Raw genomic sequence first — 26,124 nt, forward strand, 5'->3', positions numbered from 1 at the left:
CATGACCCAGCTGCCAAGGATTACCCTGCTGGTCGCGCTATTGGCCCTGGGCGCTTGCCGCAGCGACCCGATCCAGTTCCATACCCTCACGCCGGCGCAGCCGGCACCCACGTCGCACAACGCCGCGGACGAGATCCTGATCGAAAGTGTCAGCGTTCCGCCACAGGTCGACCGGCCACAACTGGTCATCCGCCAGGGCGACAGCAGCCTGGCGATTCTCGAGACGCAGTGGTGGGGCGCCACGCTGGTGGATGAGCTGCGCAGCGCGTTGGTCGACCAACTGAGCAATACTCGCCCCGCTCGCAAGCTGTCCCTGCGCGTGGATGTGCAACGTTTCGATTCACTGCCGGGGCAGTACGCACTGCTGGACGCCAGGTGGCGCTTGCGCGCCCGCGAAGCCAATACCCAGCTGACCTGCCGCAGCACCTTGCAGACCGCCGCTGGCAGCAGCATCGATGACGTGGTGATTGCCCAGCAAGCCAACGTCAAGCGTCTGGCGGCCCTGATCAGCCAGGCCGCCGCGTCGTCGAGCGGCACTTGCCCTGCCAATGGTTGAAGCTGCGAATTTACCGTGCCGCCCCTAGCGCCGCCGTCTGCGCTGAGGGCCGCGCCAGCAGGCAGGAGAACACCAGCACAGGAAGCACCGCACAGCTGGCGGCCACCCACAACAGCGCACTGTACCCCCCGCTGACCAGTTGCCCGGCCAACGCCGGCCCTGCTATGGAGCTCAGGGCAAACGCCCCCGGAATCAGCATGATCGACCGGCCACTGCTGTCCAGACGCGCGATGGCCGCAGTCTGATACACGCAGCCCCAGGTGAACCCCACCTCCCAGATCCAGGCGCCCAGGGCATAGCCCAGAAAGCCCTCGGCATTGGCCAGCAGCAACAGCCCGGAGCCCAGAACGGCCAGAACCACCCCATGCGGCAAGCGCACACCCAGGCGGTCACCGACCAAAGCCAATGCGAGGGCCGCCGCGCCGCCCAACAGCTTCAACACGGCGAAAACGACCCCCAGTTCAGTCGGCTGCAGGGCCAGGGCATGCCCCAAACGCTCCAGAAACGCCCACAACCCGATCTGCCCGGCACCAAACAGAAAAAAGCATGCCAGCGCGGCATAGGCGGCGGGTGGGCAGCTGAAGCGTGAAAGCAGCGACCCGTGGTGGGCCGGGCCACCCTCACCGACGAAGTCCTCGCGCCTGGGCAAGGCCAGGGCGCTGCAACTCAACAGCAGAATCATCACGGCCAGCATCAGCGCTGCGCCGGCGTAGTGAAAGTGCGCAATCACCAACGGCGGCAAGGCGAACAACACGGCCGCCACCACCGCCAGCTCGATCCCCAGGCGCATACCCAGGGCACGCTCCTTGTTGGCCATCTGCCCCATGATGCGCATGCCGAGGCAGGTCATCAGCGCCGCAAAGAAACCGATCAACGCCCACACCGGCAACTGCGCCGCGGCGGGCAGCCAGGACGACATCCAGTACGCCGCCGCAGCGCCGAGGGCACAGCCCAGCGTCAGCCCACGCCAGTTCATGCGGTCGATCAACGCCACAGCCACCACGGTGCCCAGCAGATAGCCGGCAAAACACACCGCCCCCAGCATGCCGATCTGCCCGGTATTGAAGCCAAGGCTGTCGACCATCGAGCCGAGCAGGATAGGCAAGGTGTTGAACGGCAGCCCTCCAATCGTCGAAGCGAAACTGGCGGCCAGCATGATCGACAGCGTTTTACGGCCATTCATGTTCATTGCGCACTCCTGCTCGTCTGGGTATCAGCGCTGGCCGACGGTGATGATTTCGCGCCGCTCGGCCATGGCAGGGGGCACGCAGGCTTCGTCCATGAAGAACTGCTCATACCATTCACGCAGCTGATAGACCGGGCCATCGCCTTGCGCGAGGACCGGGTTGTTGACCCGGACCTTGTGCGCCCAGATGTCCACGTCCTGGTAGAACGACTCGCGGTTGCGCATCACATAGTCTTGAGCCAGGGCGCGGTTCTGCTCTTCGCTCCAGCCATCGATCTTTTTCACCATGCAACCAAAGCGCAGCTCGAAGCTGTTGGCGTTGATCGGTACATGGCAGTTGAGCAGGATCGAATGGATCTCCATGCCCTCGAACACCGCGCGCATGCGGGTAAGGTGGGTCGCCGGGCCGTAGTAGGCCGACTCCGCCACCAGGTCGCCACCCAGGCGCTCGGAATCGCCATGGAAAATCTGCTGGGCAATATGGCCTTCGAACACGTTGGCAAAGTACTTGGTCGGCGTGCCGTGGACCGGGCCGAAGTGCTGGGCGTCTGCCAGGTTGTCGACCAGCTCCCGCGGGTTGGTCTCGATAATCAGCTTGTCCATGTGCCAGTCGTGCAGCCAGGCGTCGCTGTCTTGCTCCGGCAGGTGCGGGATCACCACGTCGGCGGCCGGGGCGTTGCCCTCCGGGTTGTTCCAGACGAACAACAGGTTGTTTTCTTCACAGGTCAGCCAGCTGCGGGTCTTGGCCTTGGGCGGTATGCGCTTGCAGTAAGGAATTTCCACGCATTTGCCGGTCGCATCGTACTGCCAGTGGTGGAAGGGGCAGACCACCCGATCGTTCTCCAGCGTGCCGCGCGAAAGGTCGGCGCCCATGTGCGGGCAGTGCGCATCAATCACGCTGATCTGGCCCGCGGAGGTGGCGAAGGCCAGCAAGCGCGTGCCGAAGATATTCAGGGTATGCAACTGGCCGTCACGGTAATCGGCCGCTTCACCCAGGCAATGCCAGCCTCGGCCAAAGCGAGGGGCCAGAACACTGTCGACATTGATTGCTGCGAGCTTGGTCATTGTTATTGTTCCTCGTGTGGAAATCCCCGGTAACTTGCCCGGCCAATCTTCACCGAGCAGGCGCCGAGGCTCATCCTCCGCATGGACTAGATAGCCCCCACACAAACCACTTCGCAGGCTTTGTCTCAGCGCCAGTCGTCGACGATACCGTGCTCCAGGGCAAAGGGTTGCGCGGCAATCGTGCGCCGTTGGAAGCGTGCGGCCTGCTCCGCAGTGGCCAGCCATACCATTACCTGGGCCGGCACCTGCGGCGGTGCCGTGCCGCTGCGCATGGCCAGCACGCCGCGCTCGCCCAGCGTGGCCTTGAGCGCATCGGTGGTGACTACACCGGGGTTGAGCGTGAACGCGCGAACCCCCTGCCCGCCCAACTCGGCGGCGATGACCCCGCTGGCCCTGGAGACTGCCGCCTTGCCGGCTCCATACGCATAGCCCCAGCCCCCGTCCGCCGCCGCCATCGGGGGGTCGCTTTCGCCAGCGCCCGAGGTGACGTTGATCACCACCCCGGCGCCTTGGGCAAGCATCGCCTTGAGTACCGACTGGGTCAGCAGCATCGGTGCCAATACATAGGCCCTGTACACGCGGTCCAGGGTGTGCGCCTGCAGGCTCATGTACGCCCCGTTCAGGTCATTGCCTTGATAGATGGCGTTATTGACCAGCACATCGATCCGGCCATAGGCCGACAATACCGCCTGGCTGGCCTGCAATACCGATTTGCTGTCGAGCAAGTCCATGGGCACCACCAACGCCTGACGCCCCAGTGCACGAATGGCTGCCGCGGTGTCGTTGAGGCTGCCGGGCAAGGGCTTGCCTTGCGCATCATGCAAGCGGTGCTCCAGGTGGGTGCCCTCTTCCACCGTGCGGGCACTGATGGCCACATCGAACCCCGCCCGGGCAAAGGCCAATGCCGTTTCGCGCCCGATACCGCGGCTGGCGCCGGTAATGAATGCCACCTTGGTCATGCGTGCTCTCCCTGGGATAAAAGTCAGAAGCGTGCCGGGCGAACCCTGGCATCCATTCCGCCATCGACGAATACCACGCTGCCGTGCACGAAACTCGCCTGCGCCGACTGCAGAAACACCACCACCTGGGCGACTTCCTCCGGGTGGGCCGAGCGCCCCAGCGGCGCGACGAACTCGCGTACCGCCTTGGCGAAACGTGGGTCATTGAGCGCTGCCTGGTGCAAGGGGGTCTCGACTGCACCCGGCGCCACCACATTCAAGCGGATACCCTGCCGGGCCCAGTCCACCGCCTTGCCGCGCGCGTTGGCGGTCACGGCATATTTGGAGCAGGCGTAGGCCACGTGCGACTGCTCAAGCGCATTGGCCTGTTCCAGGGCGAGGGCTTCGTTGCCCGCGAGCATGGCGGCAACCATCGGCTGTTGGTCGGGGTTAACATGGGTTGCCGCAATCGAGGCGATGACCACCGCTGCCGGCGCCTGGCCTTTGGCCAAGGCCTCGGCCAAGCCATCGAGCAGCTCGGTGACGCCAAAGTAGTTCACCGACACGATGGTATCGGACAACGCGCTGGAGCCCACCCCGGCGCAGCAGACCAGGCCGTCGAGCACACCCTCACCCTGTTCGAGCACTGCAGCGATGGCGACCTGGCGCCCGGCGGCGCTGGACAGGTCGGCAAGCACCTCGGCATTCGCCCGGTCGATGCCGATCACCCGATGGCCTGCGGCACGCAGCAACTGGCACACGGCGGCGCCGATCCCTGAAGCAGAACCGCTGACGGCTGTAACTGGCATAACGTCGTTCCTCGTTAAATAACGGTGCGGGCTAGTATTGGTGGCGCAGCCACCCGCCAACATCGTCCGCACGGACTAAAACGCCCCGGCCTGGCAGGCAGGCGCGGGGCGTTCGTGTGGTGACCGGTGAGGGTCAGGCGCTGTTGCGCAGCGGCGCTGCCAGCTTCAAGGCAGGTGCTTCGAGCTTATCGGGTGCCAGCAGGGCTGCCTTGGGCTTTCCCAGGGCAACCACGCTGTTGAGGATGATGCGCACCAACTCCGTCTGGCGGCGTACGCCGGTCTTGGAAAATATCGAACGCAAGTGGGCGCGGGCGGTGTTGCGGCGCACGTTCAACACTTCGGCCGCTTCTTCAAGCGACAGGCCGTTGGCCAACTCCATGGCCAGCGCGGTTTCGGCGCGGGTCAGGTTGAACAACTGCTTGGTCACGGTCTCGTTGGCCATGGAGCGGCCCACCGCATCACGGATATACACGACCACCACCGGTTTGGTTTTACCCTCTGCCCAGTCCTGGGTCGGAATGGCCTCGACCACCACGCCAAGGTTGACGTTGCCGGACGGCCTGGCCACCGACATGGCCTCGGCAGCGGCACTGACCTTTTCATTGCCCATGTCGCGCGCAAAGGCACTGCGCACCAGGCGCTGCAATTCGCGGTTATCGCTGGGGTAGGTCGCTTCCAGGCGCCCGCCGACCAGTTTCAGGCCGTCGGCGCGCTCAAGCAGCTCCCGGGCCACAGGGTTCAGGCGCAACACGCTGCCCGTCTGGTCAAGCACGATGGTGGCCACCGACAAGCGGCTGATCGCCTGGGAGTACAGCTCACTGATGGACTCGCTGCGGTCGAGCAGGTTGTGCACGTGCATGGCCCGCCGAAGGTGCGGCAGGAACATCTCGCAGAGGGTGCGTTCGGCCGCGGAAAATTTCGGCGCGCTTTTCGGCCGGGTGATGCGAAAGCGCAGTTTGCCGCCATCGGGCGTGGAGATGTCGGCGCCCATGACATGGTAGATGTCCTGGCTGATGCAGTAGGTCTTGAAGTAGGCCGACCCCGTCCACTCGGCCTCGGTCATCAGGTCTTCGACGGTGAACACACGGTCCAGCGGCTGGTTGCTGAAAGGCGTGACCGCTTGCGGGTAGGCCCAGTAACTGACCTCGCCTTCGCCTTCGATGTCGCCCACCACAATCATCAAGCCCATGTCGGGCTGCTCGGGCACGCGCAAGATCAAGGTCACATAGTTGGCCTGGAACAGACCGCGGATGTGCCGCAAGGACTTGGCCATCAGCTTCTGGTCTAGCGCACCGTCGTAAAACTCGCCAATCAGCCGATCGTACTCATCAAGCTCCAGGCCCATTTCGGCCAAGGCTTGAACGCTCAAGCTGGCATTTTCCATCGCCCGTCTCCTCGCAGGGCACAGCCCAGGCCGTGCCCGTTTTTATTGTTATGATTCGAACACTTGCGCATGCGGTGTGCGGCCAGGCTTGGCCAGCACGAGGGGTTTACCCTGATTGAACCAGGCGGCCAATGCCGGCAGCAGGAAAATCGCCCCCAGCACATTGACCAAGAACATGAATGAAAGCAAGACCCCCATATCGGCCTGAAACTTCAGCGGTGCGAACGCCCAGGTGCACACGCCGATGGCCATGGTCAGGGCCGTGAACACCGCCGCTGTGCCGCGTTGGCACATGGCTTGGTAAAACGCCTGGCGCAGGTCGGCACCGGCAGCCATTTCGTGCTGAATGCGCTCATAAAGGTAGATGCCATAGTCCACCCCAACCCCGACCCCCAGCGCCATCACTGGCAACGTCGCCACCTTCAGGCCGATACCGAGCATGGCCATCAACGCATTGCACAGCACTGCCACGATCGCCAGCGGCACCAGAATGCACAGCACCGCCCGCAGTGAGCCGAAGGTCAGCCAGCAGAACAGCCAGACCGAGCCGAACAGCGCCACCAGCATCACCACTTCGGCATGTTTGACGGCATCGTTGGACGCCGCCATGACGCCGACGTTGCCCCCGCCCAGCAGGAACGTGATCTGCGGCACCTGCACCTGCGCAATGATGCGCTGGGCCTCCTTGACCACATGGGCCACGGTGGCGCCATCGTGGTCGGTGAGAAACACCAGAATCTGCATGTGCTGGCAGCCATCGGTCACCAAGCCGTCTTCGGGTACATAAGCCCGCGCACCTTGGCTAAGGCCACGGGCCGAGCCCGGAATGGCCGCCCAGCGCGGGTTGCCTTCGTTGTTGCCGGCAATCACGGTCTTGCCAAACCCTGCCACGCTCTGCACCGACTGCACCCCGGTGACGCTGCGCATCTGGAAGTCGAACGCTTCGACCGCGCGCATCACCGTCGGCGACAGGCAGGCCTCTTCCACACCTTGGGCCTGAACGAACACGGCCAATACATCCAGACCGATGGAGTAACTGCTGATGATGTTCGCGTTGTCCTGGTTGTAGCGCGATTCGGCACGCAGTTCCGGCGCCCCGGCGCCGATGTCGCCCACCTCCAGCTGCCGCGCCTTGACCACCGCAACACTCAGCAGCATCACGCTGAGCACCAGCACCGCCAGCGCCGGGCGTGGCTCGGCCAGCGCCGACAGCCGCCACCACAGCGGGTGCCTGCCGTGTTGCTGAACCTGCCCCTTGCGCAACACCGCCGGCTCCAGGCGCAGGTGCGAAATGATGATCGGCAGCATCAACTTGTTGGTGATGATCATCAGCATCACACCAATACAGGCTGTCACCCCCAGCTCATGCACGATGGGGATATCGATCAGCATGATCACGGCAAAACCCAGCGCATTCATCAACAACGCCAGCGAACCGGGGATGAAGATCTTGCAGAAGGCCGACCGCGCCGCCTGCAGCGAGTCCTTCCCGGCCAGTACTTCCTGCTTCCAGGCGTTGGTCATCTGCACCGCATGGGAGACGCCAATGGAGAAAATCAGAAACGGCACCAGGATCGACATCGGGTCAATGCCCAGGCCCATGAGCGGTAGCAAGCCCAACAGCCACACCACCGGCAGCAGCGCCACCAGCAAGGCCACCACGGTCAGGCGCAGCGAGCGCGAGTACAGCCACAGCAACGCCCCGGTGATCAGGAAGGCGACGGCAAAGAAGCCGATGACCGTCATCAACCCCTCGACCACATCGCCCACCAGCTTGGCGAAACCGACGATGTTGATCTCGACCTGGTCGCTGGCGTACTTGGCGCGAATGGCTTCCAGGCGCTCGGCCACTTCAACGTAGTTGACCGCTTTCCCCGTTTGCGGGTCGATGTCCTGCAGGTCGGCACGCACCATGGCCGATTTCAGGTCATTGGCCACCAGGCGGCCCACTTGCCCGGAACGCGCCGCATTGCTACGCACCTGGGCCAGGTCTTGCGGGGTGCCGGTGAAGCGCGGCGGCACCACCACATCGCCAAAAAAGCCTTCTTCGGTAATCTCGATGTAACGCACATTGGCGGTGAACAGCGAGGTCACGCTCGCCCGGCTGACGCCATTGATGAAGAACACATCATCGGTGACCTTGCGCAGCGTCTCCAGAAACTGCGGGTTGTAGATGTCACCTTCGCCTTTCCACTTCACACTCACCAGAAAGCGGTTTGCGCCGGTGAAGTACTGGCTGAACGTGAGGAAATTGAGCATGTACGCGTGGCGCACCGGGATCTGCTTGTTGAACCCAGGGTCGAGTTGGGTGTGCGTGGCGCTGTAGCCCAACCCCAGGGTCAGCAGCATGAACAAGGTCAACAGCAGTTTACGGCGAGCCAGCAGCAAGTCGGCGCAACGCTCGACCTTGCGTTCAACCCAGGAATCAGCGCGCTTCATGTACAGCCCCCCGCTTGCCAAGGGCGGCAACGCTGTTACCGTTTCCCTGGAATACACCACGCTCACCGGCCACCAGCACCTGGTCAGCCCCCATGACAATGGCCGAGGTCAACGTCCCCAGACCGGGTTGACGATGAATACCGAGCAATCGGCCCTCCCCATCCAGCCGTACCATCGAGCTGCCCGCACCGACAATCAGCACACCTGCGTTGTCGGGCAGCAGCACATGGCCGTACAGCGGTTGGTTACTGCCCACCTTGAGGGCCTGCCACGACTGGCCGAAGTTGTCGGTGACAAAGACATTGCCACGCATGCCATAGGCCACCCAGCGTTCGGCGCTCAGGCGCACCACGCCAAACAGTGAGCCGCTGTAGAAGGCAGGCAGCTGCTGCCAGTGCAGGCCGTTATCGACGCTGAGCATCACCAGGCCCTGCTCGCCCACCAGCATGCGCCGCCCGTCCGGGCCGCCATCCATGGCATTGAGGTGCGCGCGGTCGACCGGCAGCGCCAGCGCCTGCCAGCTGAGGCCCGCGTCATCAGAGCGATAGAACTTGCCATAACTGCCGAAGGCGAAGACCTGCTGGCCGCCAGCGGCCCACACACCGAGCAAGGGCTCGCCGGCATCGGCCTCGATATGCACCTCGTGCCAGCTGCTGCCGGCGTCCTGCGAGCGCAGGATCAAGCCGTCCTGGCCAACCGCGATCAGTTGCTCGGTGTTCAGCGCTGCCAGGGCGGTCAGGGAGATATGCCGCTGCGGTTCAACAGTGGCCTGCTGCCAGCTGTGGCCGCGGTCATCGCTGATGAGAATGGTGCCGCGCTCGCCGACCGCGACCTGGCGCTTGCCGAGGTTGAGCAGCCCGTTGACCTGCATGCGGCCAGTGTCGAGCTGGGTGTCGGCGATACTCACGGGCTGGCGAGGCGTGAACGCCAAGGCAACCACCCCGGCGACCGTGATGCACACCAGATAGGCAATCAGCTGGCGCATGGGCGACTCCTTGCAGCAACATCCAGGCGCTCGACATTATCCATACGGCCCACCCTCTTCTTGTAATAGTGAATCAGCGCCCCGAGGTGCAGTGCGCGCAACGGGTCGTGACTGAGGTGTGTAGATAGTCCGTCTGCTTGGCTGCCGGTACATCGTCCAAATGGCCTAAGCCGGCGCCAAGCAGGCAAGCCCTGGTTAGCAGAGCCTGGTCAGCAGACCTCGAACAGCCCCGCCGCCCCCATGCCGCCGCCGATGCACATCGCCACCACCACGTAGCGCACGCCTCGGCGGCGCCCTTCAAGCAGGGCATGGCCGACCATGCGCGCACCCGACATGCCGAACGGGTGGCCAATGGCGATGGCGCCGCCGTTGACGTTCAGGCGTTGCGGGTCAATCCCCAAGGCGTCGCGGCAATGCAGCACCTGGCAAGCGAAGGCTTCGTTGATCTCCCACAAGCCGATATCGGCGGCCGACAGGCCAAAGCGCTTGAGCAACTTGGGTACCGCCAGCACGGGCCCGATGCCCATCTCCTCTGGGGCGCAACCGGCCACCGCGATACCTCGGTAGATGCCCAGAGGCTGCAGGCCATGCTCAGCGGCCTGGGCGCGGCTCATCAGCAAACTGGCCGAAGCGCCGTCGGAGAACTGCGAGGCGTTGCCGGCGGTGATGAACTCGCCTTGCGCTACCCACTGGCCGTTCTTCCACACCGGCTTCAATGCCGCCAGGTCTTCGGCCCGGGTCGAGGGGCGGTTGCACTCGTCGCGATCGGCCAGCACCTGCTCGTGGCCGTTTGGCTGGCCCTCCTTGTCGAAGCGCAGCTTGTGCGCCTGCAGGGGCACGATTTCATCCACGAACAGGCCATCACGCTGCGCCGCAGCCGTGCGCTGCTGGCTTCGCAGTGCATAGTCATCCTGGGCGGCGCGGCTGATGCCGTAGCGGCGTGCGACGATTTCGGCGGTTTCGATCATCGGGATGTAGGCGCTGGGCATGCAGGCCAGCACCGCCTCGGACTGGTTGCGATAGGTGTTCTTGTGCTTGTTCTGGGTCAGCGACAACGACTCGACGCCACCGGCCACGACAATGCTCATTTCACCGGCGATGATGTTCTTCGCCGCCACGCCGATACTCATCAGCCCAGACGCGCACATGCGGTCCAGGGCCATGCCGGGCACGCTGTCAGGCAGGCCGCCGGTGTAGGCGCACAGCCTGCCGATGTTGTAACCCTGGGTACCTTGCTGCACGGCCGCCCCCATGATCACGTCATCGACCGCCCCCGGTTCGATACCGGCGCGCTCGACCACCGCACGTACTACATGGCCACCCAGTACCGGCGCTTCGGTGTCGTTGAACGCGCCACGGAAGGACTTGGTCAATGCGGTACGCGCAGTTGCAACGATCACTACGTCATTCATGCTCATGTTCAGGCTCACTCACTCGTGGGGTTGAAGGTGTAGCGGCTGATGGTGTCGACCACGCAGCCGGGGCGCTCGGTGCCCTCGATCTCGATACTGATACGCACCACCACCTGCACTGCCGTACCGATCCTTTCGGCACTGACGACCTGGCCCTGGCCGCGTACCCGCGCACCCACCTTCACCACTGCCGGGAAACGCACGCGGTCGGTGCCGTAGTTCACCCCCATGGCCAGGTTGTCGATGGCCATCAGTTGCGGCATGAACAGGTTGGCCAGGGCCAGGGTCAGGTAGCCGTGGGCGATGCAACCGCCGAACGGGCCGCTGGCGGCGCGCTCGGGGTCGACGTGTATCCATTGCTGATCGCCGGTGGCCTCGGCAAACAGGTTGACCCGCGCCTGGGTAACCTCCAGCCAGTCGGTCACGCCCAGGTTCAGGCCCTGGGCCGCCAGCAGCTGCGTGGCATTGCTGAATCGTGTGCTCATGGCTTGCCCTCACGCCTGTTGTGAACTGACCGACAGCACTTCGCCGACCATGTACGAGGCGTAATCGCTGGCCAGGAACACCATCACATTGGCCACCTCCCACACCTCGGCGGCGCGGCCGAAGGCTTCGCGATCGGCCAGCGTGGCCAGCAATGCTTCGCTGGCGGCCTTCTTCAGAAACGCATGCAAGGCAATCGACGGTGCCACGGCATTGATGCGCACGCCGTACTCGGCGGCCTCCAGGGCGCTGCAGCGGGTCAGCGCCATGACCCCGGCCTTGGCGGCGGCGTAATGGGCCTGCTCCTTCTGTGCACGCCAACCGAGCACCGAGGCGTTGTTGACGATGGCGCCAGTACCGCGCCGTTCCATGTGCGGCAACATCGCGCGGGTCATGCGGAAGGTGCCGGTCAGGGTCACGTCGAGCACCCGCAGCCATTCCTCATCGCTCATGGCAGTGACGCGCTTCTGCCCACCCAGGCCTGCGTTGTTGATCAGCACATCGACCCCGCCCAGGGCCTGTTCGGCGGCACTGACCAGGGCTTGCACCTCGTCCTCGACGGTGACGTTGCACAGCTGGCCATACACCGTCTGCAGCCCGGTTTCGGCTTTCAGCTGCTCGACCGCCTGCTCCAGCCGGCGGGGGTGCACATCGGAAATCATCAACGCCCGGCAGCCTTCTTCGGCGCAGCGCCTGGCAGCGGCATAGCCGATACCGGCACCTGCCGCAGCAGTGATGAGTACGGATTTACCGGCCAACAGCTGATGGCCGGGTACATAGGGAGGGGCTTGCTTCACGATGACTACCTCTGACGGAATACAGGTTGCCGACAGGTATAAAGCCCGAGCCCATCGGGCACATCGTCAAAACGGACGGGGGAAGGCATTGCGGGCTGGGTTTTGCAGCGGGCTGACGCACACAGGCGCGGGGTTGCCCCACGCCTGCACCTTTGGGGCTTCAGGCGCCCCAGACCTTCTGCGCCTTGGGCGCTTCGTGCAAGATGGCGGCAACCACTTCGCCCACCTCGCCGACCTGCCAGCGCGCGCCCTTGTCGCGGGTCACCCCGGTTCGCCACCCATCACCCAGGGAAATCCGCCCGCCCTGGCTCTCGAACAGCTGACCGCTGACATGCCCGGATTCAGCACTGCCCAGCCACACCACCAAGGGTGCGACGTTCTCGGCCGCCCAGGCATCGAAGCTGTCGTCGTCGGGCTTTTTGACCATGTCAGGCATGGCACTTTCAGTCATCGACGTGCGCGCCGCCGGGGCCAGGGCGTTGGCAGTGACGCCATAGCGCCCAAGCTCGGCGGCCTGTACCAGCGTCAGTGAGGCGATGCCGCCTTTGGCGGCGGCATAGTTGGACTGCCCGATCGAGCCTTGCAAGCCTGCGCCGGAGCTGGTGTTGATGATCCGCGCCGGTACCGGTGTACCGGCCTTGGCCAGGTCACGCCAGCGCCGCCCGAGAATATTGGCCAGGCAGTAATGCCCCTTGAGGTGCACGCGCATCACCAGGTCCCAGTCTTCTTCCGAGAGGCTGATGAACATGCGGTCACGCAGGATGCCGGCATTGTTGACCAGCACATGCACCTCGCCAAACGCCGTCAGCGCGGCGTCGACGATGTGCTGCGCGCTACTCAGGGTGGTGATATCGTCGTCGTTGGCGATGGCCTGGCCGCCCCGCGTGTATATCTCGTCCACCACCGCCTCGGCCGCCTCGCGGCGGATGTCGTTGACCACGACATTGGCGCCCTCGGCGGCGAACGCCAACGCATAGGCGCGGCCCAGCCCGCCACCGGCGCCGGTGATAATCACGGTACGGCCTTCACAGATTGCCATGGGAGTGCTCCTGTTGCTGAGTGTTGGCGGCTTCAGAGCCGTTCGATGATGCTGACGTTGGCCTGGCCGCCGCCTTCGCACATGGTTTGCAGGCCATAGCGCCCGCCCGTGCGCTCCAGCGCATGCAGCAAGGTGGTCATCAAGCGTGCCCCGGTGGCGCCCAGCGGGTGGCCAAGGGCGATGGCGCCGCCGTGGAGGTTGGTGCGGGCCGGGTCGTAGTCGAGCTCCTTGGCCCAGGCCATGACCACCGACGCGAACGCTTCGTTGATCTCCACCAGGTCGATGTCGGCCATGCGCATGCCGGCCTTCTTCAACGCCGCACGGGTCGCGGCAATCGGCGCGGTGAGGTGCCAGATCGGGTCGTCGCCCAGTACCGACAAGTGATGAATACGCGCCCTGGGCGTCAGGTTGTAGCGCTTGAGCGCAGCTTCCGACACCACCAGCAAGGCCGCCGAGGCGTCGCAGGTCTGGCTGGACACGGCCGCCGTGATCGAGGGGTACTCCGTGCTTACCGGCTCCAGGCTGGCCATCTTTTCCAGGCTGCTGACACGTGGGGTTTCATCGTGTGCCAGGCCTTGGCAAGCCACGATCTCGCGGGTGAAATAGCCGGCATCGGCTGCTGCCAGCGCACGCCGGTGGCTTTCCAGGGCGAACACTTCCATGTCGGTGCGGCTGAGCTGCCAGTGATCGGCAATCCGTTGCGCGGCGTAGAACTGGTTGACCGGCTGGCTGCCGAAACGCGCCTGCCAGCCCTTGCTGCCCGAAAACGGGTCACTGAAACCCAAGGGTTGGCCGGCCAGCATGGCCGACGAAATCGGGATCTGGGTCATGGTCTGCACCCCACCCACCGCCACCACATCCTGGGTGCCACTCATCACTGCCTGGGCGGCAAAGTGCAGCGCCTGCTGAGACGAACCACACTGGCGGTCGACCGTGGTACCCGGCACATTCAGCGGCAGGCCGGCGGCCAGCCAACTGGTGCGGGCGATGTCACCGGCTTGCGAGCCGATGGCATCGACGCAGCCGAAGATCACATCGTCATACTCCTCGGCCGGTATCGCATTGCGCTCGACCAAAGCCTGCAGCACATGGGCGCCCAGGTCGATGGCATGCACATCGGCGAGGCTGCCCTTGCGCTTGCCGGTCGGGCTGCGTAGGGCATCGACAATATAGGCTTGGGGCATGGTTCATTCCTCGAAGGTGGCGCCCGGCCCAAGCCGGGCCTGATCGCTGAGTACATAGGCGGCTACGCGGGCCTTGTGGGTGGCGCGGTCACCCCATGACGGGTCAAGCGACCAGACACGCTTCATGAACATCTGCAGGTCCACTTCCCAGGTGTAACCCATCGCGCCATGCACCTGGATGCCATGGCGCGCCGCCAGCCAACTGGCATCACAACAGGCCAGCTTGGCTTGCGAGACATATACATCGGCGCCCCGCTCGCCGTGGGCCAATGCGTAGGCGGCGCGATAAAGCGCGGGCTTGGCGAACTCGATCTTGCTGGCGATATCGGCCAGGTGATGCTTGACCGCCTGGAAGCTGCCGATCGGCTTGCCGAACTGCTTGCGCTGGGCCACGTAGTCCACCGACAAGTCAAGGATGCGCTGGGCCAGGCCAAGCAACTGGCCGGCAACCGACAAAGCGCCGCGGTTCAAGGTTTCGGCCCACAACGCGCGGCCTTGCTCCCCCCCGATCAACAGCGTATCGGGGCTTGGCTGCCAGCTGACCTTTCCGAGCCGGCGCGAGGCATCGATGCTGGCGTTGGCTTGCACATCGACCTGCGCACGCGGCACCGCATGCACCTCATCGCCGTGGGCAAGTATCAGCCACTCGGCCACGGGCGCATCGGGCACCAAGGGGTTGATCGGGTGCCCGATGGCCATCCGCACACTGCCCTCGGCGATGCGCGGCAACAGGCTGGCTTTCACTGGGTGCTCGGCGGGCAGGCCGTTGAGCAGGCCGGTGACCACATAGGCGGTATCGGCCAGTGAATCGGGGATGGCGTAATACCCCAGTTCCTGGGTCATCAACGACCAGGCGACATCGTCCATGCCCAGGCCGCCGAACTGTTCGGGCACCGACAAGGCGGTCAAGCCCTGTTCGGCGATCTTGCCGCGCAGGTCGGCAGAACGGCCCACGTCGGTTTCCCAGATTTCGCGGAGCATCTCCGGCGCGGCTTCGGTCATCAGAAAACGGCTGATGGCCTCACGAAACGTGAGCTGATCATCGGTAAAGGTAAAGTCCATGGCCGGCTCCTATTTCGGCAGGCCGAGCATCCGCTCGGCGATGATGTTGCGCTGGATTTCGTTGGTACCGGCATAGATCGGCCCGGCCTGGGCAAACAGGAAGCCTTCGAGCCAGGCTCCCGCGACCGCTTGCGGGGCGCTGCTCAACAACTCGCCGTGGGCGCCGAGGATGCGCATGGCGGTGTCATGCATCTTCAGGTCGAGTTCGGACCAGACGATCTTGTTGATGCTCGATTCGGCACCGATCTGCGCGCCACGGCTCAAGCGGCCCACCGTGTGGTAAGAGGACAACGCATAGCCTTCGGCGCCCAGCCAAGCCTCGACCACCGCCTCGCGGATGCTCGGGTCACGGTCTGCGCTTTCCCGGTTAGCGTGGTACAGCTGCACCAACTTGCGCGCCGTGGCCTGGAACCGCGCCGGCGAGCGCAACAGCAAGCCACGCTCGAAGCCGGCGGTGGCCATTGCCACCTGCCAGCCCTGGCCTTCTTCACCGATGCAGTTTTCCACCGGCACCCGCACGTCGTCGAAGAACACTTCGGCGAAGGTGTTCTTGCCGTTGAGGGCCTTGATCGGGCGAATGGTCACGCCCGGTGAGTCGAGCGGTACGGTGATGAACGACAGGCCATGGTGCCGGCTGGAGTGCGGATCGCTGCGGAACAGGCCAAACAGCCAGTCGGCGAACAGCGCCCGGCTGGACCAGGTCTTCTGCCCATTGAGCACGTAGTGGTCACCGTCGCGAATGGCCTTGCTGGTAATCGCCGCCATGTCCGAGCCGGCATTGGGCTCTGACCAGCCCTGCGCCCACATGTCGACGCTGGAGGCCATGCGCGGCAAGAACCGTTGCTTCTGCGCCTCGGTGCCAAACTCCATCAGGGTCGGGCCGAGCATCAACTGGCCGTTCTGGTTGACGCGCATCGGCGCATCGGCGCCGTAGTACTCTTCCTCGAAAATCAGCCACTCGATCAGGTCACATCCCCGCCCGCCCAAGTGCTTGGGCCACATGACCATCGACAGGCGATGCTCGAACAGCTTGGCCTCCCAGGCGCGGTGCTGCTCGAAGCCCTCACGGGTGTCGTAGCTGCCCAGGGGGCTGGTCGGCAGGTTTGCGGCCAGCCATTCACGGACTTCCTGGCGGAAGGCCTTCTGCTTTGCGGTATAGGCTAGTTCCATGGCGCTCTCTCAGAACTTCGCGTCGCGTTTTTCGACGAAGGCGCGGCGGGTTTCGGCGGAATCCGGGCTGGTGTAGGCCTGAAGGGTGAAGCCCTGCTCCCAGCGGTACTTGTCTTCCAGGTTGCCGTCTTCGATGCCGTTGAGGGCTTCCTTGGCAATACGGATCATCGCCGGGCTCTTGGCGGCTATCTTGGCGGCGATTTCCAGGGCGGTTTCGCGCAGTTGCTCGCGCGGCACCACACGCTCGATAAAGCCGTACTGCGCCGCCTCGCCCGCGCTGATCTTGTCGCCGGTGAAAAACAGGTAGCGCACCTTCTGCACCGGGAACAACCGCTGCAGGTGCGCACCGCCGCCCATGGCGCCGCGGTCCACTTCAGGCAAGGCAAAGCTGGCGCACTCGGAGGCGACGACAATATCGGCCGCCCCGGTGATGCCAATGCCGCCACCCAGCACAAAACCATGCACGGCGACGATGACCGGCACCGGCGTGCGATGCACCGCCTTGAACGCGGCGTAGTTACCGGCGTTCACCGCCACGATCCGCTCGGGGTGGGCATCCAGCTCCTTGATGTCGACGCCTGCGCAAAAGCCGCGGCCCTCGGCACGGATGACGATCACCCGCACCTGCGGGTCGTTGCCCAGTGCCTCGACGTGCTGCGCCAGGTCAAACCACTCCTGGCTGTCGAGGGCGTTGACCGGCGGTTTGGCGAGCACCAGCTCAGCAATGCCCGCCTCGATTTGTGTAGTAAATGCTTGATTCACGATGGTTCTCTCCAAGGCTCAGCGGGGCAATTCAATTAACGGCTCAGGCAGGTCCTGGTCGCGATGGCGGGCCAGCAACGCCTCCAGGCACTGCTCGGCTTCCTGGACGATCTCGTCGATCAACTGCTGGCAGCTTTTCAGTTCGCCAATCGCCGCCGCCACCTGGCCACTGGGCAAAATGCCCTCGTCCGGCACGCCATCGATCATCGAGCGCTGCAGCAGCACCGGCTGGTTCGCCGCCATCACCGCCTGCGAGACCGCGCCAGGGTCCTCTGCCAGTGCCTGGCGCAGCACCGCAACCAGGTGCGCCAGGCTCATGCCGGTGTGTTGCTTCCACTTCCAGGCACTGCGCAGGGCAATGCCCAAGCGCCCAAGCGGCCCGGCCTGTTCCAGTCGGTTGATGTACGGGTTGTCGATCATGCGGTGGCGCATGCCATCGACGGCGGTGGTCACCCGCACCCGCTGCGGGTCGTTGACGTTGAGGTAGTGCACCAGGGTGGTCGAGGGCGTCGGTGAGTCTCGGCTCATCAAGAACCGCGTGCCCATGGCAATGCCCACGGCGCCTGCCGCCAGGGCACCGGCCAGGCCACGGCCGGTGGAATAGCCCCCGGCGGCGATGACCGGCACCGTCACGGCGTTCAATACCTGCGGCAGCAGGATCGAACTGGGCACGCCCCCGGTGTGGCCGCCGCCCTCGCCGCCCTGGATGGTGACCATGTCTGCGCCCAGCGCCACAGCCTTGATCGCGTGCTTGAGTGCCCCCACGGTGGGGATGCACAGCACGCCGGCAGCCTTGAAGCGGGCGATGGTCTGCTGGTCTGGCCCACGGCCATAGCTCACGGCACGCAGGCGGTGGCGGATGGCCAGGTCGACGCACTGCGCGGCGTTTTCCTGGAACATGTGGAAGTTCAGGCCAAAGTTGCGACTACCGGTGGCGGCAATCACCTTGTTGATCTCGCCCTCCAGGGCGTGCGCGGCGATGGTGGCCCCGGCCAGAAAACCAAAGCCGCCGGCCTTGGTCGTGGCAATCACCAGGTTGGCATCGGCCACCCAGCCCATGGCGGTTTGCACAATCGGGTAACGACAGCCCAACGCGTCGGTCAGTGGCGTGTTCATCCAGCGGCTCATGCCTGCTCTCCACTGGCAGCCTGCTTGTTGGCCTGGGCCATGGCCTTGGCATCGAAGCCGCCCAGCTTGTCGCCACTGAGCAGTTCATTGTGGGCATGGGCAAAGTGGTGCCAGGCAAACGCGGCATCCATCGCCGTACGCTTGCCCTGCAGGTCTTCGACGTGGTTGATCGCCTGCTTGGTCAAGGCCAGCCCCATGCGCGGCTGACGGGCAATGTTTGCCGCCAGCGCGTAGGTGCCCTGCTCCAGCTCTGCGCGCGGCAGCACCCGGTTGACCATGCCCATCTGGTAGGCGCGCTCGGCGCCCATGCGGTCGCCGGTAAACAGAAACTCCTTGGCGATGCGCGGGTTTAGCTCATAGGGGTGGGCGAAATACTCGACCCCCGGGATGCCCATGCGCACCACCGGGTCCTGGAAGAAGGCATCGTCGCTGGCGACGATCAAATCGCACACCCAGGCCAGCATCAGCCCGCCCGCCACGCAGGCGCCGTGCACCATCGCGATGGTCGGTTTGGGCAGTTCGCGCCAGCGGCGGCACATGCCCAGGTACACCTCCTGCTCACGTGCATACAGCTGCTCGCCGCCCGGCTTGTTGGTGTGGTCCCACCACAGGTGGGCGCGCTCGAACGGTCGGTTGATATCACGCCCGGGCGTACCGATGTCATGGCCCGCGGAAAAGTGCTTGCCCGACCCGCGCAGCACGATGACCTTGACGCCGTCATCGTCGACGGCCTGGCGCAGCGCCGCATCCAGCGCGTAGGTCATCTGCGAGTTTTGCGCGTTATTGAAGGCTGGCCGGTTCAGGGTCAGCGTGGCAATGCCGTCGGCCACGCTGTACAGCACCGGTTCTTGCGTTTCATAGACCGCGTGGTCTTCACGCTGGACGAATTCACTGTCAGGGCTGCTCATGCTCACCTCCCTCCCCTACACCTGACGGATGCCAGGCGGATTGCCCTTGATCGCCGCGCTGCGGTAATCGTGGGGGTCAAGCCGACGGATCAGGGCCAGTTGCTCAGGCGTCGGTGGTGCGGTTTCCATCAGCGCTGGCGACTTGAGCAGCGGGAAACCGGTCTTTTCCTGCACCTCTTCAAAGCTCACCCCAGGGTGCAAGGTGCGCACCTGCACCGCGCGTTCCGGCCCTTCGAAGTCCATCACGCACAGGTCGGTGACGATGCGGCGGATATCCATCAGGTCACGGCGCACGCCCTGCGGCCAGCGCTCGGCCTTGAAGCCGACGCCAGACACCATGTCCACCTCGCCGCTGACGAATACGCGGGTGTTATGGTTAGGCACGAAGAACGAGTTGATGTGGTTGATGCTGTTGCCAGGCAGGCCACGCACGCCGAGCATGGCCGCCTTGGGCTGGTGATAGTCGCCCACGCAGGACAAGTTGCTCTGGCCCCACCGGTCGATCTGGGTCGGGCCGATCATGGCGTGGCGGCGCCCGCCCCAGACGCACTCGAACACGCGCTCGAAACTCAGGTAGCCGGAGTACTTCGGCACGTAGTCACCGCGCGGCCCCAGCGGGATCGGCTCTTCCACCAGGAAGGCCTCACTGTCGGTCATCAGCAGTTGCGGGCTGTGGCTGAGCTTGGCCAGGCTCGCGCCCAGGCGCGGCACCACGCCCAGGCCCGAGGCCAACCATTCGCCGTTGTCGCGCCAGGCCTCGCTGGCGGCGACGATCAACAGTTCGGCGAGGGTGAAATCACAGGGGTTCTTCATGTTCATACTCCTCAGAACACCGGCAGGGGCAAGGCGCCCATGCGTGCGGCACCGCCATTCTTGTCGTGATAAGCCGACTCGCCCGGAACCACGAACGCGTCGACATAGGCCTGCCAGCCCCCCGCCTCTGCGGCACTGGCTGCATACTGCTTGAGGTGGTTGAGGTCCCAGCCGTACTCGGGCTGGCAGCAGGTCGGGTGGGCGCCGAACGGCGCGTGAATCACACCGCTGACCAGGTAACGCTCGAAGGTGTTGCCGCGTGCTTGTTCGGCTGTCAGCTCCAGGCGCTCGTGCAGCTGTTCGCAGGACACGAAGCACTGTTGCGCGGCACGGGCAAACAGGTGATCGAAGTACGGGTCCGGGCCGGTCAGGAGGGTGTTGCCCAAGCGGTCGGCGACATTGACGTGGACAAAGGCCACATCCAGGTTCAGCGCCGGCATGGCCAGCAGCACTTCACCGTCGGCATAGGGTGACTGAATGGTTTTCAGTGCAGGGTTGTGCGTTGTCACGTCCGTGGCCAGGCCGCAGCGTGTGGGCAGGAACGGCAGGCGCATGGCTGCGGCACGCAGGCCCCACTGGAACATGCCCTCATCGACCTCCAGCAGCTCCAGCCCGCCAGCTTCACGCGCCTTGCGGTAGTAAGGCTCCAGCGGGATGGCATCGAGCGTGGCAAAGCCGAACACCAGCTTCTTGACCTTGCCTGCCGCGCACAGCATGCCCACCTCGGGGCCACCGTAAGCCACCACGGTCAGGTCCTTGACCGCAGAGCGCAGGATCTCGCGCACAATGGCCATGGGCTTGCGCCGCGGGCCCCAGCCGCCGAAACCGATCGTCATGCCATCGCGCAGTTGAGCCACCGCATCGGCCGCTGTCATTTGCTTGTTCATTGCGTATCTCCTTGCTGTTGGCCGACCGAAAAATCGTGCCCCCACACGCTCACGCGGGTGAATTCGAAGGCCGAGTGCTCGGCCCAGTCCACTTGCAGGCCGCCGTAGCCGTACTCCAGGTCGAAGCCGGACGGGGTTTTCATGTAGAACGAGGTCATGCGGTCATTCAGGTGCTGGCCGAGGGTGGCCGACAATGGCACCTGGTGGGCCTGGCGCCGGTCATGGGCGCGGCCGACCTCGGTCATCGAGTCGACTTCCACCATCACGTGCACACACCCCGAAGGCACGGCGAACTCGGCCAGTGCCAAGGAGTGATGGCGGCTGTTCTGGCAGTGCAGGAAGTGGATGCGGATGGGTGCTGCCGCCGGGTCCGGACGGAAGTTGAAGATGTCCGACAGCTCGAAGCCGAGCACGTCCTTGGCAAAGGCCACGGTGGCGTCGAAGTCCGGGGCAGGCAGCACGGTGTGGCCCAGGCCCATGTTGCCGGTGAGAAAGCACGGCACTCCTTGTGGCGAAACGAACGGCAGGCAATCGGAGCGGTGGCCCCAGCTCAGTTCGTGGCGGTTACCGGACGGGTCGACCACGCACGCCAGGGCTTGCACGCCACGCTGCTCAAGCTCGGCGGCGCTGCCGGCTTCCCAGCGCACGCCTGCCTCGTCCAGCGAGCGAAGCGCAGCGTTGAACGCGCGTTCGCTGGCCAGCTCCCAACCGGAGGCCAGGTAGCCCGCCTCGGCGCCTTCGACGATCAACATGCGAAAGGGCCGCTCGTCCATTTTCACGTACAGACCGCCGCCGGGTGCTGGCGTGACCATCATGCCCAGCACGTCTTCGGCATAACGTTGCCATTGACTGAGGTTTTCGATTTGAGCGACGAAGTAGCTCAGACCTCGGATATCCATCATGCCTTGCTCCCCAACGACTGGACCTTTGATGAAGTCCATTGTGCTGAGGGCAAGCCATTGCCTCATCGTCCGTTGAGACTAAGCAACTGATCGGAGTGGGAAAACAAACCGGCAGCGGGCAAAAGCAAAAGGGGCGCAGCGCGCCCCCGTGCCGTCATTGCCGGCGATTACAAGTACAGGATCACCAGGTCATTGATGACCGAAGGGCGCTCGCTGCCGACAACATGGGTGTTCACCTCCAGGGTCAGTTGCATGCCACGCTTGCCCTGCGCCACCTGCTTGACCCTGGCCCGCGCGTGTATCCGCGAGCCTGCCGGTACCGGTGCCGGGAAACGCAGGCGGTCGGAGCCGTAGTTGACCAGGGTGCTGAAGCCGGTGATCTCGAAGCCCAACGGCAATTTCAGCCGGGACTGCAACACCTGCACCAGCGCACCGTGGGCAATGGTGCCGCCAAACGGGCTCTCCTTGCGGGCGCGCTGCGGGTCGGTGTGAATCCAGTAGTCATCACCCGAGAGGCTGGCGAACGCGTCGATCAACGCCTGGTCGACAACGATCTCGTTGCTCCAGCCGGTGAAGGTTTCGCTGACCAGGCTTTGCAGTGCCGGCTCATCGTCCATGGCCACTTTGCGCACGGGGGGCGCTTCGGGGGTGGCTTCGGCGTGCACCTGCTGGGCGCCTGCCCAACGTTGCAGCGGCAATGGGTCGTTGCCCAGGCCGGTGAAACGCAGCAAGCGCGAGCCTTGGGCATCGACTTCGGCAAACACGGGCTTGAGGCGCATGCCGACCTTGATCGCCTGCTCGTCCAGCCCCACCAGCGTGGTGTTGATCCGCACCCCTTCATCCAGCTCGACCACCGCCAGCATCTGCGGCATCTCATCGACGAAGTCCGGCAAGGTGGCAATCCGCGCCACGGTAAAGCTGTACAGGCTGGCGCCACCGCTGACCTCACGCCAGCTCAGGGCATGGGCCAGGCAGCGTGGGCAATGACGGCGTGGGTAGAACACCCAGTGGTCGCAGGCAGTGCACTGCTGGATCAACAGCCGCTGTGCCTTCAGGCCCTCCCAGAACGGTGCGGAAATCTCGGTTGGCACCGGCATTGGCTTATTGTTCGACATGCTGGTCATGCTCCCTGAAGAATCAACGCGGCCTGCTCGCTCATCACCCCACCGGTACCGGAGACATACACGCTGTCGCAGCGCTTGAGCTGCCGCTCGCCGGCCTCGCCACTGATCTGCGTCAGCGCCTCGATCACCTGCGACATGCCCCCCGCTGCACCCGCCTGGCCGAAGCTGAGCTGGCCACCGTGGGTGTTCATCGGGAAGTCGCCGCGCCAGGTGAGGTCATGTTCACGGACAAAGCGCATGCCCTCGCCCTTGGCACAGAACCCGGCATCTTCCAGGGTCAGCAAGGCGGTGATGGTGTAGCAGTCGTAGATTTGCGCGGCATGCACATCGCCAGGCTTGAGCCCGGCCATGTCGAACGCCCGACGTGACGCGGGGCCAATCGGGGTGTCGAGCATGTCCTTGGCATAGGAAGGCGACTTGAACGCCAGGTGTTCACCAAAACCGGTAATGAACGCCGGCCGTTTGCGCGCCCTGGCGGCCACTTCCTTGGAGGCGACGATCAGCGCTGCGCCACCGGCCACCGGCATGACGATTTCCAGAATGTGCAGCGGGTCGGCCACGCGCTTGCTGGCCAGCACCTGTTCGATGCTCAAGGGCTGGCCGTGGAACATCGCCTGGGGGTTGGCCAGGGCATTGGTGCGTTGGTCGACCGCGATCTTGGCCAGCGCCTGCGGGTCATAGCCGTACTGCGCGGCGTAGCGCTGGGCGATCATCGCATAGCCGGTGTTCTGGCCCATGTGGCCGTAGGGCAGGTCGAATTCCGCCTCGGGGGCGCCAAACGCCGTGCTGTGCCCGCCGTAGCGCATGGCGCGGGCCATGGCGCCGGGGTCTTCGTCCGGCCCCATCGGCGCCAGCCGTGCGGGCAGTACGCACAGTACCGCCTGGCATAAGCCAAGCTCGATGGCGGCAGCGGCGCGCCATACCATGCCCACGGAGGTGCAACCGCCGAGGTCGACCACTTCGGCGAAGTTCACGCTCAGGCCCAGGTACTCGGCGGCCATGGCCGGCACGAATACCGACGCCTCGTGGAAATGCGGGCCATTGATCACCAGGCCGTCGAGGTCTTCGGCGCGAAGGCCCGCGTCTTGCAACGCTTGCGCGGCAAGATCGGCGACTTGCTCGAGGTGGAACATTCTCGGCGCGGTGGCGTATTTTTCTGGTTTGTACTGGGCGGCGCCTACAATCGCCGCATGACCTTTCAGACCCATGTATCCCTCGCTCGAAGGCTTGTGAATCAGGTTTTTGTTGTGGGGTGACGATGACACAGTTGGGGGGAGCGGGTAATCGTCCGTTTTGATTAGGGGGAGGTTGGAGATGGTGGGGGGGCTAACAGGGGATCGCAATGCATTTTCAGCGCCTGTGAGATCGAGCGCCGCCCCCCCAAAGCCAAGCACCTCAGAAGCTGTACTTCACCGAAAACGACCCATAATCACGGTCCGCCAGTAAGCGCTTGACCGGGTCGGCATCCCCCAGGTAGCTGGTCACACGCAGCGCGACTTCCAGGTTGCCCAGGTACTTGAAGGTCGTCCCCACACTCAACCGACGATCCCCCTGCAGCCCAGAAATGGTGCCTGCCATCGGCGTGGCGCCACTGAACACGTTGGAGAAGTTCACCGGCACCTCCAGGTCCCACCCTTCGAACACGCCCGGGTAACTGAACGATGCACCCACGGTATAAGCGCTGGCCGTCTTGCTACGCCAGCCCGATGCAGTCTTGTAGGTGTAGTCGTCCGACGGCTGCACCAACGGGCGCATGGAGGGGATCAAGCTGTTGCCCAAGCCCAGCAGGTTCGGCGCCGCAGACGCCTCATCGACGCTGTCGACCCGTACATGGACGATCTCGGCAGTGAGCGACGTCTGGCTGGCCCACGGCCGGTCGCCGAGGATGCGGATGGCCGAAAGCTGCATCTGCTGGCCCTTGCCACGTGCCGGGGTAGGCCCCAGCCCAGTGTTGACCATCACCGGCGCACCGTCGCGGTACGACCACTCGGCCCCCACCTGGGTCTCGCCGATCTTGGTCGACGCACTGACACCGGTCAGCTTGATGTCCTCGAAATAGGTGATCCGATACCCGTCCGGGCTACCGAAGAACACGCCAGGCCCGGCCGGGTTGACGCGATAGCCCACCAAGGCAGTCGCTGGGTTCTTGTCGTGGTAGTTGACATGGAACAGCGACAGCTCCAATGCCTGCACGGGGCGAAACCGCACCTGCACGCCCCACTGCCCGCTGTCACGCGGCTCATCGGTACCCCGGTAGTTGATCCGCGAGCCATCGGCCCCCAGGATAAACTCGCGCCCCGGCCCGACCACATCGCTGGTGGACAGGTAGCTGCCCACCGGTGGCAGCTCTGTGCCCAGCCACTCGTACTGCACATAGGCACCAAAGCTCAGTTGCGGGTTGAGGCGATAAGAGGCCGAGACCTGCCCGACCGGCAACAGCACTTCCTTGACTTCGACGCCCGGTTGCGCCGCCTTGACCGCATCGGACGGGCTCTGCACACCGCTCACCCCTGGGTAGAACAAGCTTTCGCCCCAGGACTCGACATGCCGGCCCGCCTTCACATCGAGCATCGAGTCATTGGCGAAACGCCAGCCACCGAACACATAGGCATCGAGGAATTTGCTACGCCCGCCGCTGTAATACTTGGTGTCGCTGGTGAACTCGTTGAAGTCACCGTCCTTGTTCACCGTGCCCGGCGAATCGTTGTCGTTGCTGCGGTGGTACACATCGTCATAGAAGGTACTGGCGCGCAGCACCGCACCGTAGTTGTCCTTGCGCAGGATCATCTCGGCCAGGGCGCCAATGCGGTTGGTGACCAGGCTGCCCTTGTCGAAGTTGCGGTCGCCGTCGTCGGCGTTCAGCGTCAACAGGTCCTTGTCCGGGCTGGCCAGACGCACCCCCAGGCCATAGCTGGTGGTCACGGTCCAGTCCAGCGTCGCACCGTTGTCGAACTCGATGGTTTCGCCCGCCCAGGTTGGCGTCGCCACCAGCCCCATGGCCACCACCAGCCCCGACAACGCGACGCCCGGAACGCGTGGGCCAGCACCTTTCTTGTTGTTTTTATTCGTCACCATGCCTCTCCCGTTTTAC

At 64.5% G+C, this 26,124-nt stretch carries 24 protein-coding genes; 1 reads left to right on the top strand and 23 read right to left on the bottom strand.

Annotated elements, in window-relative coordinates:
* The first annotated feature begins 1 nt into the window (after position 1).
* Positions 2-556, top strand: a complete 555-nt coding sequence (locus DJ563_RS08710) for a PqiC family protein (protein WP_033698495.1) — start codon at positions 2-4, stop codon at positions 554-556.
* Between the two features lie 10 nt (positions 557-566).
* Here DJ563_RS08710 and DJ563_RS08715 read toward each other — a convergent pair whose 3' ends face one another.
* The 23 genes from DJ563_RS08715 to DJ563_RS08825 all read right to left on the bottom strand — a co-directional run bounded on the left by DJ563_RS08715 (position 567) and on the right by DJ563_RS08825 (position 26,105).
* On the bottom strand, positions 567-1,745 hold the full coding sequence (locus DJ563_RS08715) for an MFS transporter (RefSeq protein ID WP_434519299.1): 1,179 nt from the start codon (positions 1,743-1,745) through the stop codon (positions 567-569).
* Between the two features lie 24 nt (positions 1,746-1,769).
* Positions 1,770-2,807: a Rieske 2Fe-2S domain-containing protein gene (locus DJ563_RS08720; protein WP_434519300.1), complete on the bottom strand. Its 1,038-nt coding sequence runs from the start codon at positions 2,805-2,807 to the stop codon at positions 1,770-1,772.
* A 125-nt stretch (positions 2,808-2,932) separates the two neighbouring features.
* Positions 2,933-3,766, bottom strand: a complete 834-nt coding sequence (locus DJ563_RS08725) for an SDR family NAD(P)-dependent oxidoreductase (protein ID WP_274098253.1) — start codon at positions 3,764-3,766, stop codon at positions 2,933-2,935.
* Between the two features lie 23 nt (positions 3,767-3,789).
* Entirely contained in the window at positions 3,790-4,554 is a 765-nt protein-coding gene (locus DJ563_RS08730) for an SDR family oxidoreductase (RefSeq protein WP_434519301.1), read from the bottom strand.
* Positions 4,555-4,687: 133 nt separating this feature from the next.
* Positions 4,688-5,938 carry a helix-turn-helix transcriptional regulator gene (locus tag DJ563_RS08735; protein ID WP_274098255.1) on the bottom strand — a complete coding sequence of 417 codons (1,251 nt, stop codon included), beginning with the start codon at positions 5,936-5,938 and terminating at the stop codon, positions 4,688-4,690.
* Positions 5,939-5,986: 48 nt separating this feature from the next.
* Positions 5,987-8,377 (bottom strand): efflux RND transporter permease subunit, encoded by a 2,391-nt coding sequence (locus DJ563_RS08740; RefSeq protein WP_434519302.1) that lies wholly within the window; start codon positions 8,375-8,377, stop codon positions 5,987-5,989.
* The gene (locus DJ563_RS08745; protein ID WP_258713733.1) at positions 8,364-9,362 is read right to left on the bottom strand and encodes a WD40/YVTN/BNR-like repeat-containing protein; all 999 of its coding nucleotides are present in this window, start codon (positions 9,360-9,362) and stop codon (positions 8,364-8,366) included. Before DJ563_RS08745 ends, DJ563_RS08740 begins: the two co-directional genes overlap by 14 nt.
* Positions 9,363-9,571: 209 nt before the next feature.
* On the bottom strand, positions 9,572-10,780 hold the full coding sequence (locus DJ563_RS08750) for an acetyl-CoA C-acyltransferase (protein ID WP_434519303.1): 1,209 nt from the start codon (positions 10,778-10,780) through the stop codon (positions 9,572-9,574).
* A gap of 8 nt (positions 10,781-10,788) precedes the next feature.
* Positions 10,789-11,259: a MaoC family dehydratase gene (locus DJ563_RS08755; RefSeq protein WP_434519304.1), complete on the bottom strand. Its 471-nt coding sequence runs from the start codon at positions 11,257-11,259 to the stop codon at positions 10,789-10,791.
* Positions 11,260-11,268: 9 nt separating this feature from the next.
* A complete protein-coding gene (locus tag DJ563_RS08760; protein WP_434519305.1) occupies positions 11,269-12,054 on the bottom strand; it encodes an SDR family oxidoreductase in 786 nt (261 codons plus the stop codon).
* A gap of 160 nt (positions 12,055-12,214) precedes the next feature.
* Complete coding sequence (locus DJ563_RS08765; RefSeq protein ID WP_434519306.1) at positions 12,215-13,093, bottom strand: SDR family oxidoreductase; 879 nt, start codon at positions 13,091-13,093, stop codon at positions 12,215-12,217.
* Positions 13,094-13,125: 32 nt separating this feature from the next.
* The gene (locus DJ563_RS08770; protein WP_434519307.1) at positions 13,126-14,277 is read right to left on the bottom strand and encodes an acetyl-CoA C-acetyltransferase; all 1,152 of its coding nucleotides are present in this window, start codon (positions 14,275-14,277) and stop codon (positions 13,126-13,128) included.
* 3 nt (positions 14,278-14,280) lie between these two features.
* On the bottom strand, positions 14,281-15,339 hold the full coding sequence (locus tag DJ563_RS08775) for an acyl-CoA dehydrogenase family protein (protein ID WP_274098261.1): 1,059 nt from the start codon (positions 15,337-15,339) through the stop codon (positions 14,281-14,283).
* Positions 15,340-15,348: 9 nt separating this feature from the next.
* Positions 15,349-16,509: an acyl-CoA dehydrogenase family protein gene (locus DJ563_RS08780; protein ID WP_186664308.1), complete on the bottom strand. Its 1,161-nt coding sequence runs from the start codon at positions 16,507-16,509 to the stop codon at positions 15,349-15,351.
* 9 nt (positions 16,510-16,518) lie between these two features.
* Positions 16,519-17,271: an enoyl-CoA hydratase family protein gene (locus DJ563_RS08785; RefSeq protein WP_274098262.1), complete on the bottom strand. Its 753-nt coding sequence runs from the start codon at positions 17,269-17,271 to the stop codon at positions 16,519-16,521.
* Positions 17,272-17,289: 18 nt separating this feature from the next.
* The gene (locus DJ563_RS08790) at positions 17,290-18,399 is read right to left on the bottom strand and encodes an NAD(P)H-dependent flavin oxidoreductase (protein ID WP_274098263.1); all 1,110 of its coding nucleotides are present in this window, start codon (positions 18,397-18,399) and stop codon (positions 17,290-17,292) included.
* The gene (locus DJ563_RS08795) at positions 18,396-19,307 is read right to left on the bottom strand and encodes an enoyl-CoA hydratase (protein ID WP_274098264.1); all 912 of its coding nucleotides are present in this window, start codon (positions 19,305-19,307) and stop codon (positions 18,396-18,398) included. Before DJ563_RS08795 ends, DJ563_RS08790 begins: the two co-directional genes overlap by 4 nt.
* A 15-nt stretch (positions 19,308-19,322) precedes the next feature.
* Positions 19,323-20,120, bottom strand: a complete 798-nt coding sequence (locus DJ563_RS08800) for a CoA-transferase subunit beta (protein WP_434519308.1) — start codon at positions 20,118-20,120, stop codon at positions 19,323-19,325.
* 11 nt (positions 20,121-20,131) lie between these two features.
* Entirely contained in the window at positions 20,132-21,007 is an 876-nt protein-coding gene (locus tag DJ563_RS08805) for a CoA transferase subunit A (RefSeq protein WP_274098266.1), read from the bottom strand.
* Positions 21,004-21,909, bottom strand: a complete 906-nt coding sequence (locus DJ563_RS08810) for a VOC family protein (RefSeq protein ID WP_274098267.1) — start codon at positions 21,907-21,909, stop codon at positions 21,004-21,006. Before DJ563_RS08810 ends, DJ563_RS08805 begins: the two co-directional genes overlap by 4 nt.
* A 167-nt stretch (positions 21,910-22,076) precedes the next feature.
* The gene (locus DJ563_RS08815) at positions 22,077-23,024 is read right to left on the bottom strand and encodes an OB-fold domain-containing protein (protein WP_274098268.1); all 948 of its coding nucleotides are present in this window, start codon (positions 23,022-23,024) and stop codon (positions 22,077-22,079) included.
* 5 nt (positions 23,025-23,029) lie between these two features.
* On the bottom strand, positions 23,030-24,241 hold the full coding sequence (locus tag DJ563_RS08820) for a thiolase family protein (protein ID WP_274098269.1): 1,212 nt from the start codon (positions 24,239-24,241) through the stop codon (positions 23,030-23,032).
* 187 nt (positions 24,242-24,428) lie between these two features.
* A complete protein-coding gene (locus tag DJ563_RS08825) occupies positions 24,429-26,105 on the bottom strand; it encodes a DUF1302 domain-containing protein (protein WP_434519709.1) in 1,677 nt (558 codons plus the stop codon).
* Between the last annotated feature and the right edge of the window lie 19 nt (positions 26,106-26,124).

The sequence above is a fragment of the Pseudomonas sp. NFX1 genome (genome assembly GCF_051123555.1).
GTDB classification, from domain to species: domain Bacteria; phylum Pseudomonadota; class Gammaproteobacteria; order Pseudomonadales; family Pseudomonadaceae; genus Aquipseudomonas; species Aquipseudomonas capeferrum.

What these genes read in the sequence shown, in the direction of transcription:
- DJ563_RS08820 (WP_274098269.1), bottom strand. Translation starts at nt 24,241, where the DNA reads ATGGGTCTGAAAGGTCATGCGGCGATTGTAGGCGCCGCCCAGTACAAA.
- DJ563_RS08745 (WP_258713733.1), bottom strand. Translation starts at nt 9,362, where the DNA reads ATGCGCCAGCTGATTGCCTATCTGGTGTGCATCACGGTCGCCGGGGTG.
- DJ563_RS08810 (WP_274098267.1), bottom strand. Translation starts at nt 21,909, where the DNA reads ATGATGGATATCCGAGGTCTGAGCTACTTCGTCGCTCAAATCGAAAAC.
- DJ563_RS08790 (WP_274098263.1), bottom strand. Translation starts at nt 18,399, where the DNA reads ATGAGCCGCTGGATGAACACGCCACTGACCGACGCGTTGGGCTGTCGT.
- DJ563_RS08740 (WP_434519302.1), bottom strand. Translation starts at nt 8,377, where the DNA reads ATGAAGCGCGCTGATTCCTGGGTTGAACGCAAGGTCGAGCGTTGCGCC.
- DJ563_RS08755 (WP_434519304.1), bottom strand. Translation starts at nt 11,259, where the DNA reads ATGAGCACACGATTCAGCAATGCCACGCAGCTGCTGGCGGCCCAGGGC.
- DJ563_RS08805 (WP_274098266.1), bottom strand. Translation starts at nt 21,007, where the DNA reads ATGAACAAGCAAATGACAGCGGCCGATGCGGTGGCTCAACTGCGCGAT.
- DJ563_RS08765 (WP_434519306.1), bottom strand. Translation starts at nt 13,093, where the DNA reads ATGGCAATCTGTGAAGGCCGTACCGTGATTATCACCGGCGCCGGTGGC.
- DJ563_RS08800 (WP_434519308.1), bottom strand. Translation starts at nt 20,120, where the DNA reads ATGAAGAACCCCTGTGATTTCACCCTCGCCGAACTGTTGATCGTCGCC.
- DJ563_RS08730 (WP_434519301.1), bottom strand. Translation starts at nt 4,554, where the DNA reads ATGCCAGTTACAGCCGTCAGCGGTTCTGCTTCAGGGATCGGCGCCGCC.
- DJ563_RS08780 (WP_186664308.1), bottom strand. Translation starts at nt 16,509, where the DNA reads ATGGAACTAGCCTATACCGCAAAGCAGAAGGCCTTCCGCCAGGAAGTC.
- DJ563_RS08725 (WP_274098253.1), bottom strand. Translation starts at nt 3,766, where the DNA reads ATGACCAAGGTGGCATTCATTACCGGCGCCAGCCGCGGTATCGGGCGC.
- DJ563_RS08735 (WP_274098255.1), bottom strand. Translation starts at nt 5,938, where the DNA reads ATGGAAAATGCCAGCTTGAGCGTTCAAGCCTTGGCCGAAATGGGCCTG.
- DJ563_RS08795 (WP_274098264.1), bottom strand. Translation starts at nt 19,307, where the DNA reads ATGAGCAGCCCTGACAGTGAATTCGTCCAGCGTGAAGACCACGCGGTC.
- DJ563_RS08815 (WP_274098268.1), bottom strand. Translation starts at nt 23,024, where the DNA reads ATGTCGAACAATAAGCCAATGCCGGTGCCAACCGAGATTTCCGCACCG.
- DJ563_RS08720 (WP_434519300.1), bottom strand. Translation starts at nt 2,807, where the DNA reads ATGACCAAGCTCGCAGCAATCAATGTCGACAGTGTTCTGGCCCCTCGC.
- DJ563_RS08775 (WP_274098261.1), bottom strand. Translation starts at nt 15,339, where the DNA reads ATGGACTTTACCTTTACCGATGATCAGCTCACGTTTCGTGAGGCCATC.
- DJ563_RS08715 (WP_434519299.1), bottom strand. Translation starts at nt 1,745, where the DNA reads ATGAACATGAATGGCCGTAAAACGCTGTCGATCATGCTGGCCGCCAGT.
- DJ563_RS08770 (WP_434519307.1), bottom strand. Translation starts at nt 14,277, where the DNA reads ATGCCCCAAGCCTATATTGTCGATGCCCTACGCAGCCCGACCGGCAAG.
- DJ563_RS08750 (WP_434519303.1), bottom strand. Translation starts at nt 10,780, where the DNA reads ATGAGCATGAATGACGTAGTGATCGTTGCAACTGCGCGTACCGCATTG.
- DJ563_RS08710 (WP_033698495.1), top strand. Translation starts at nt 2, where the DNA reads ATGACCCAGCTGCCAAGGATTACCCTGCTGGTCGCGCTATTGGCCCTG.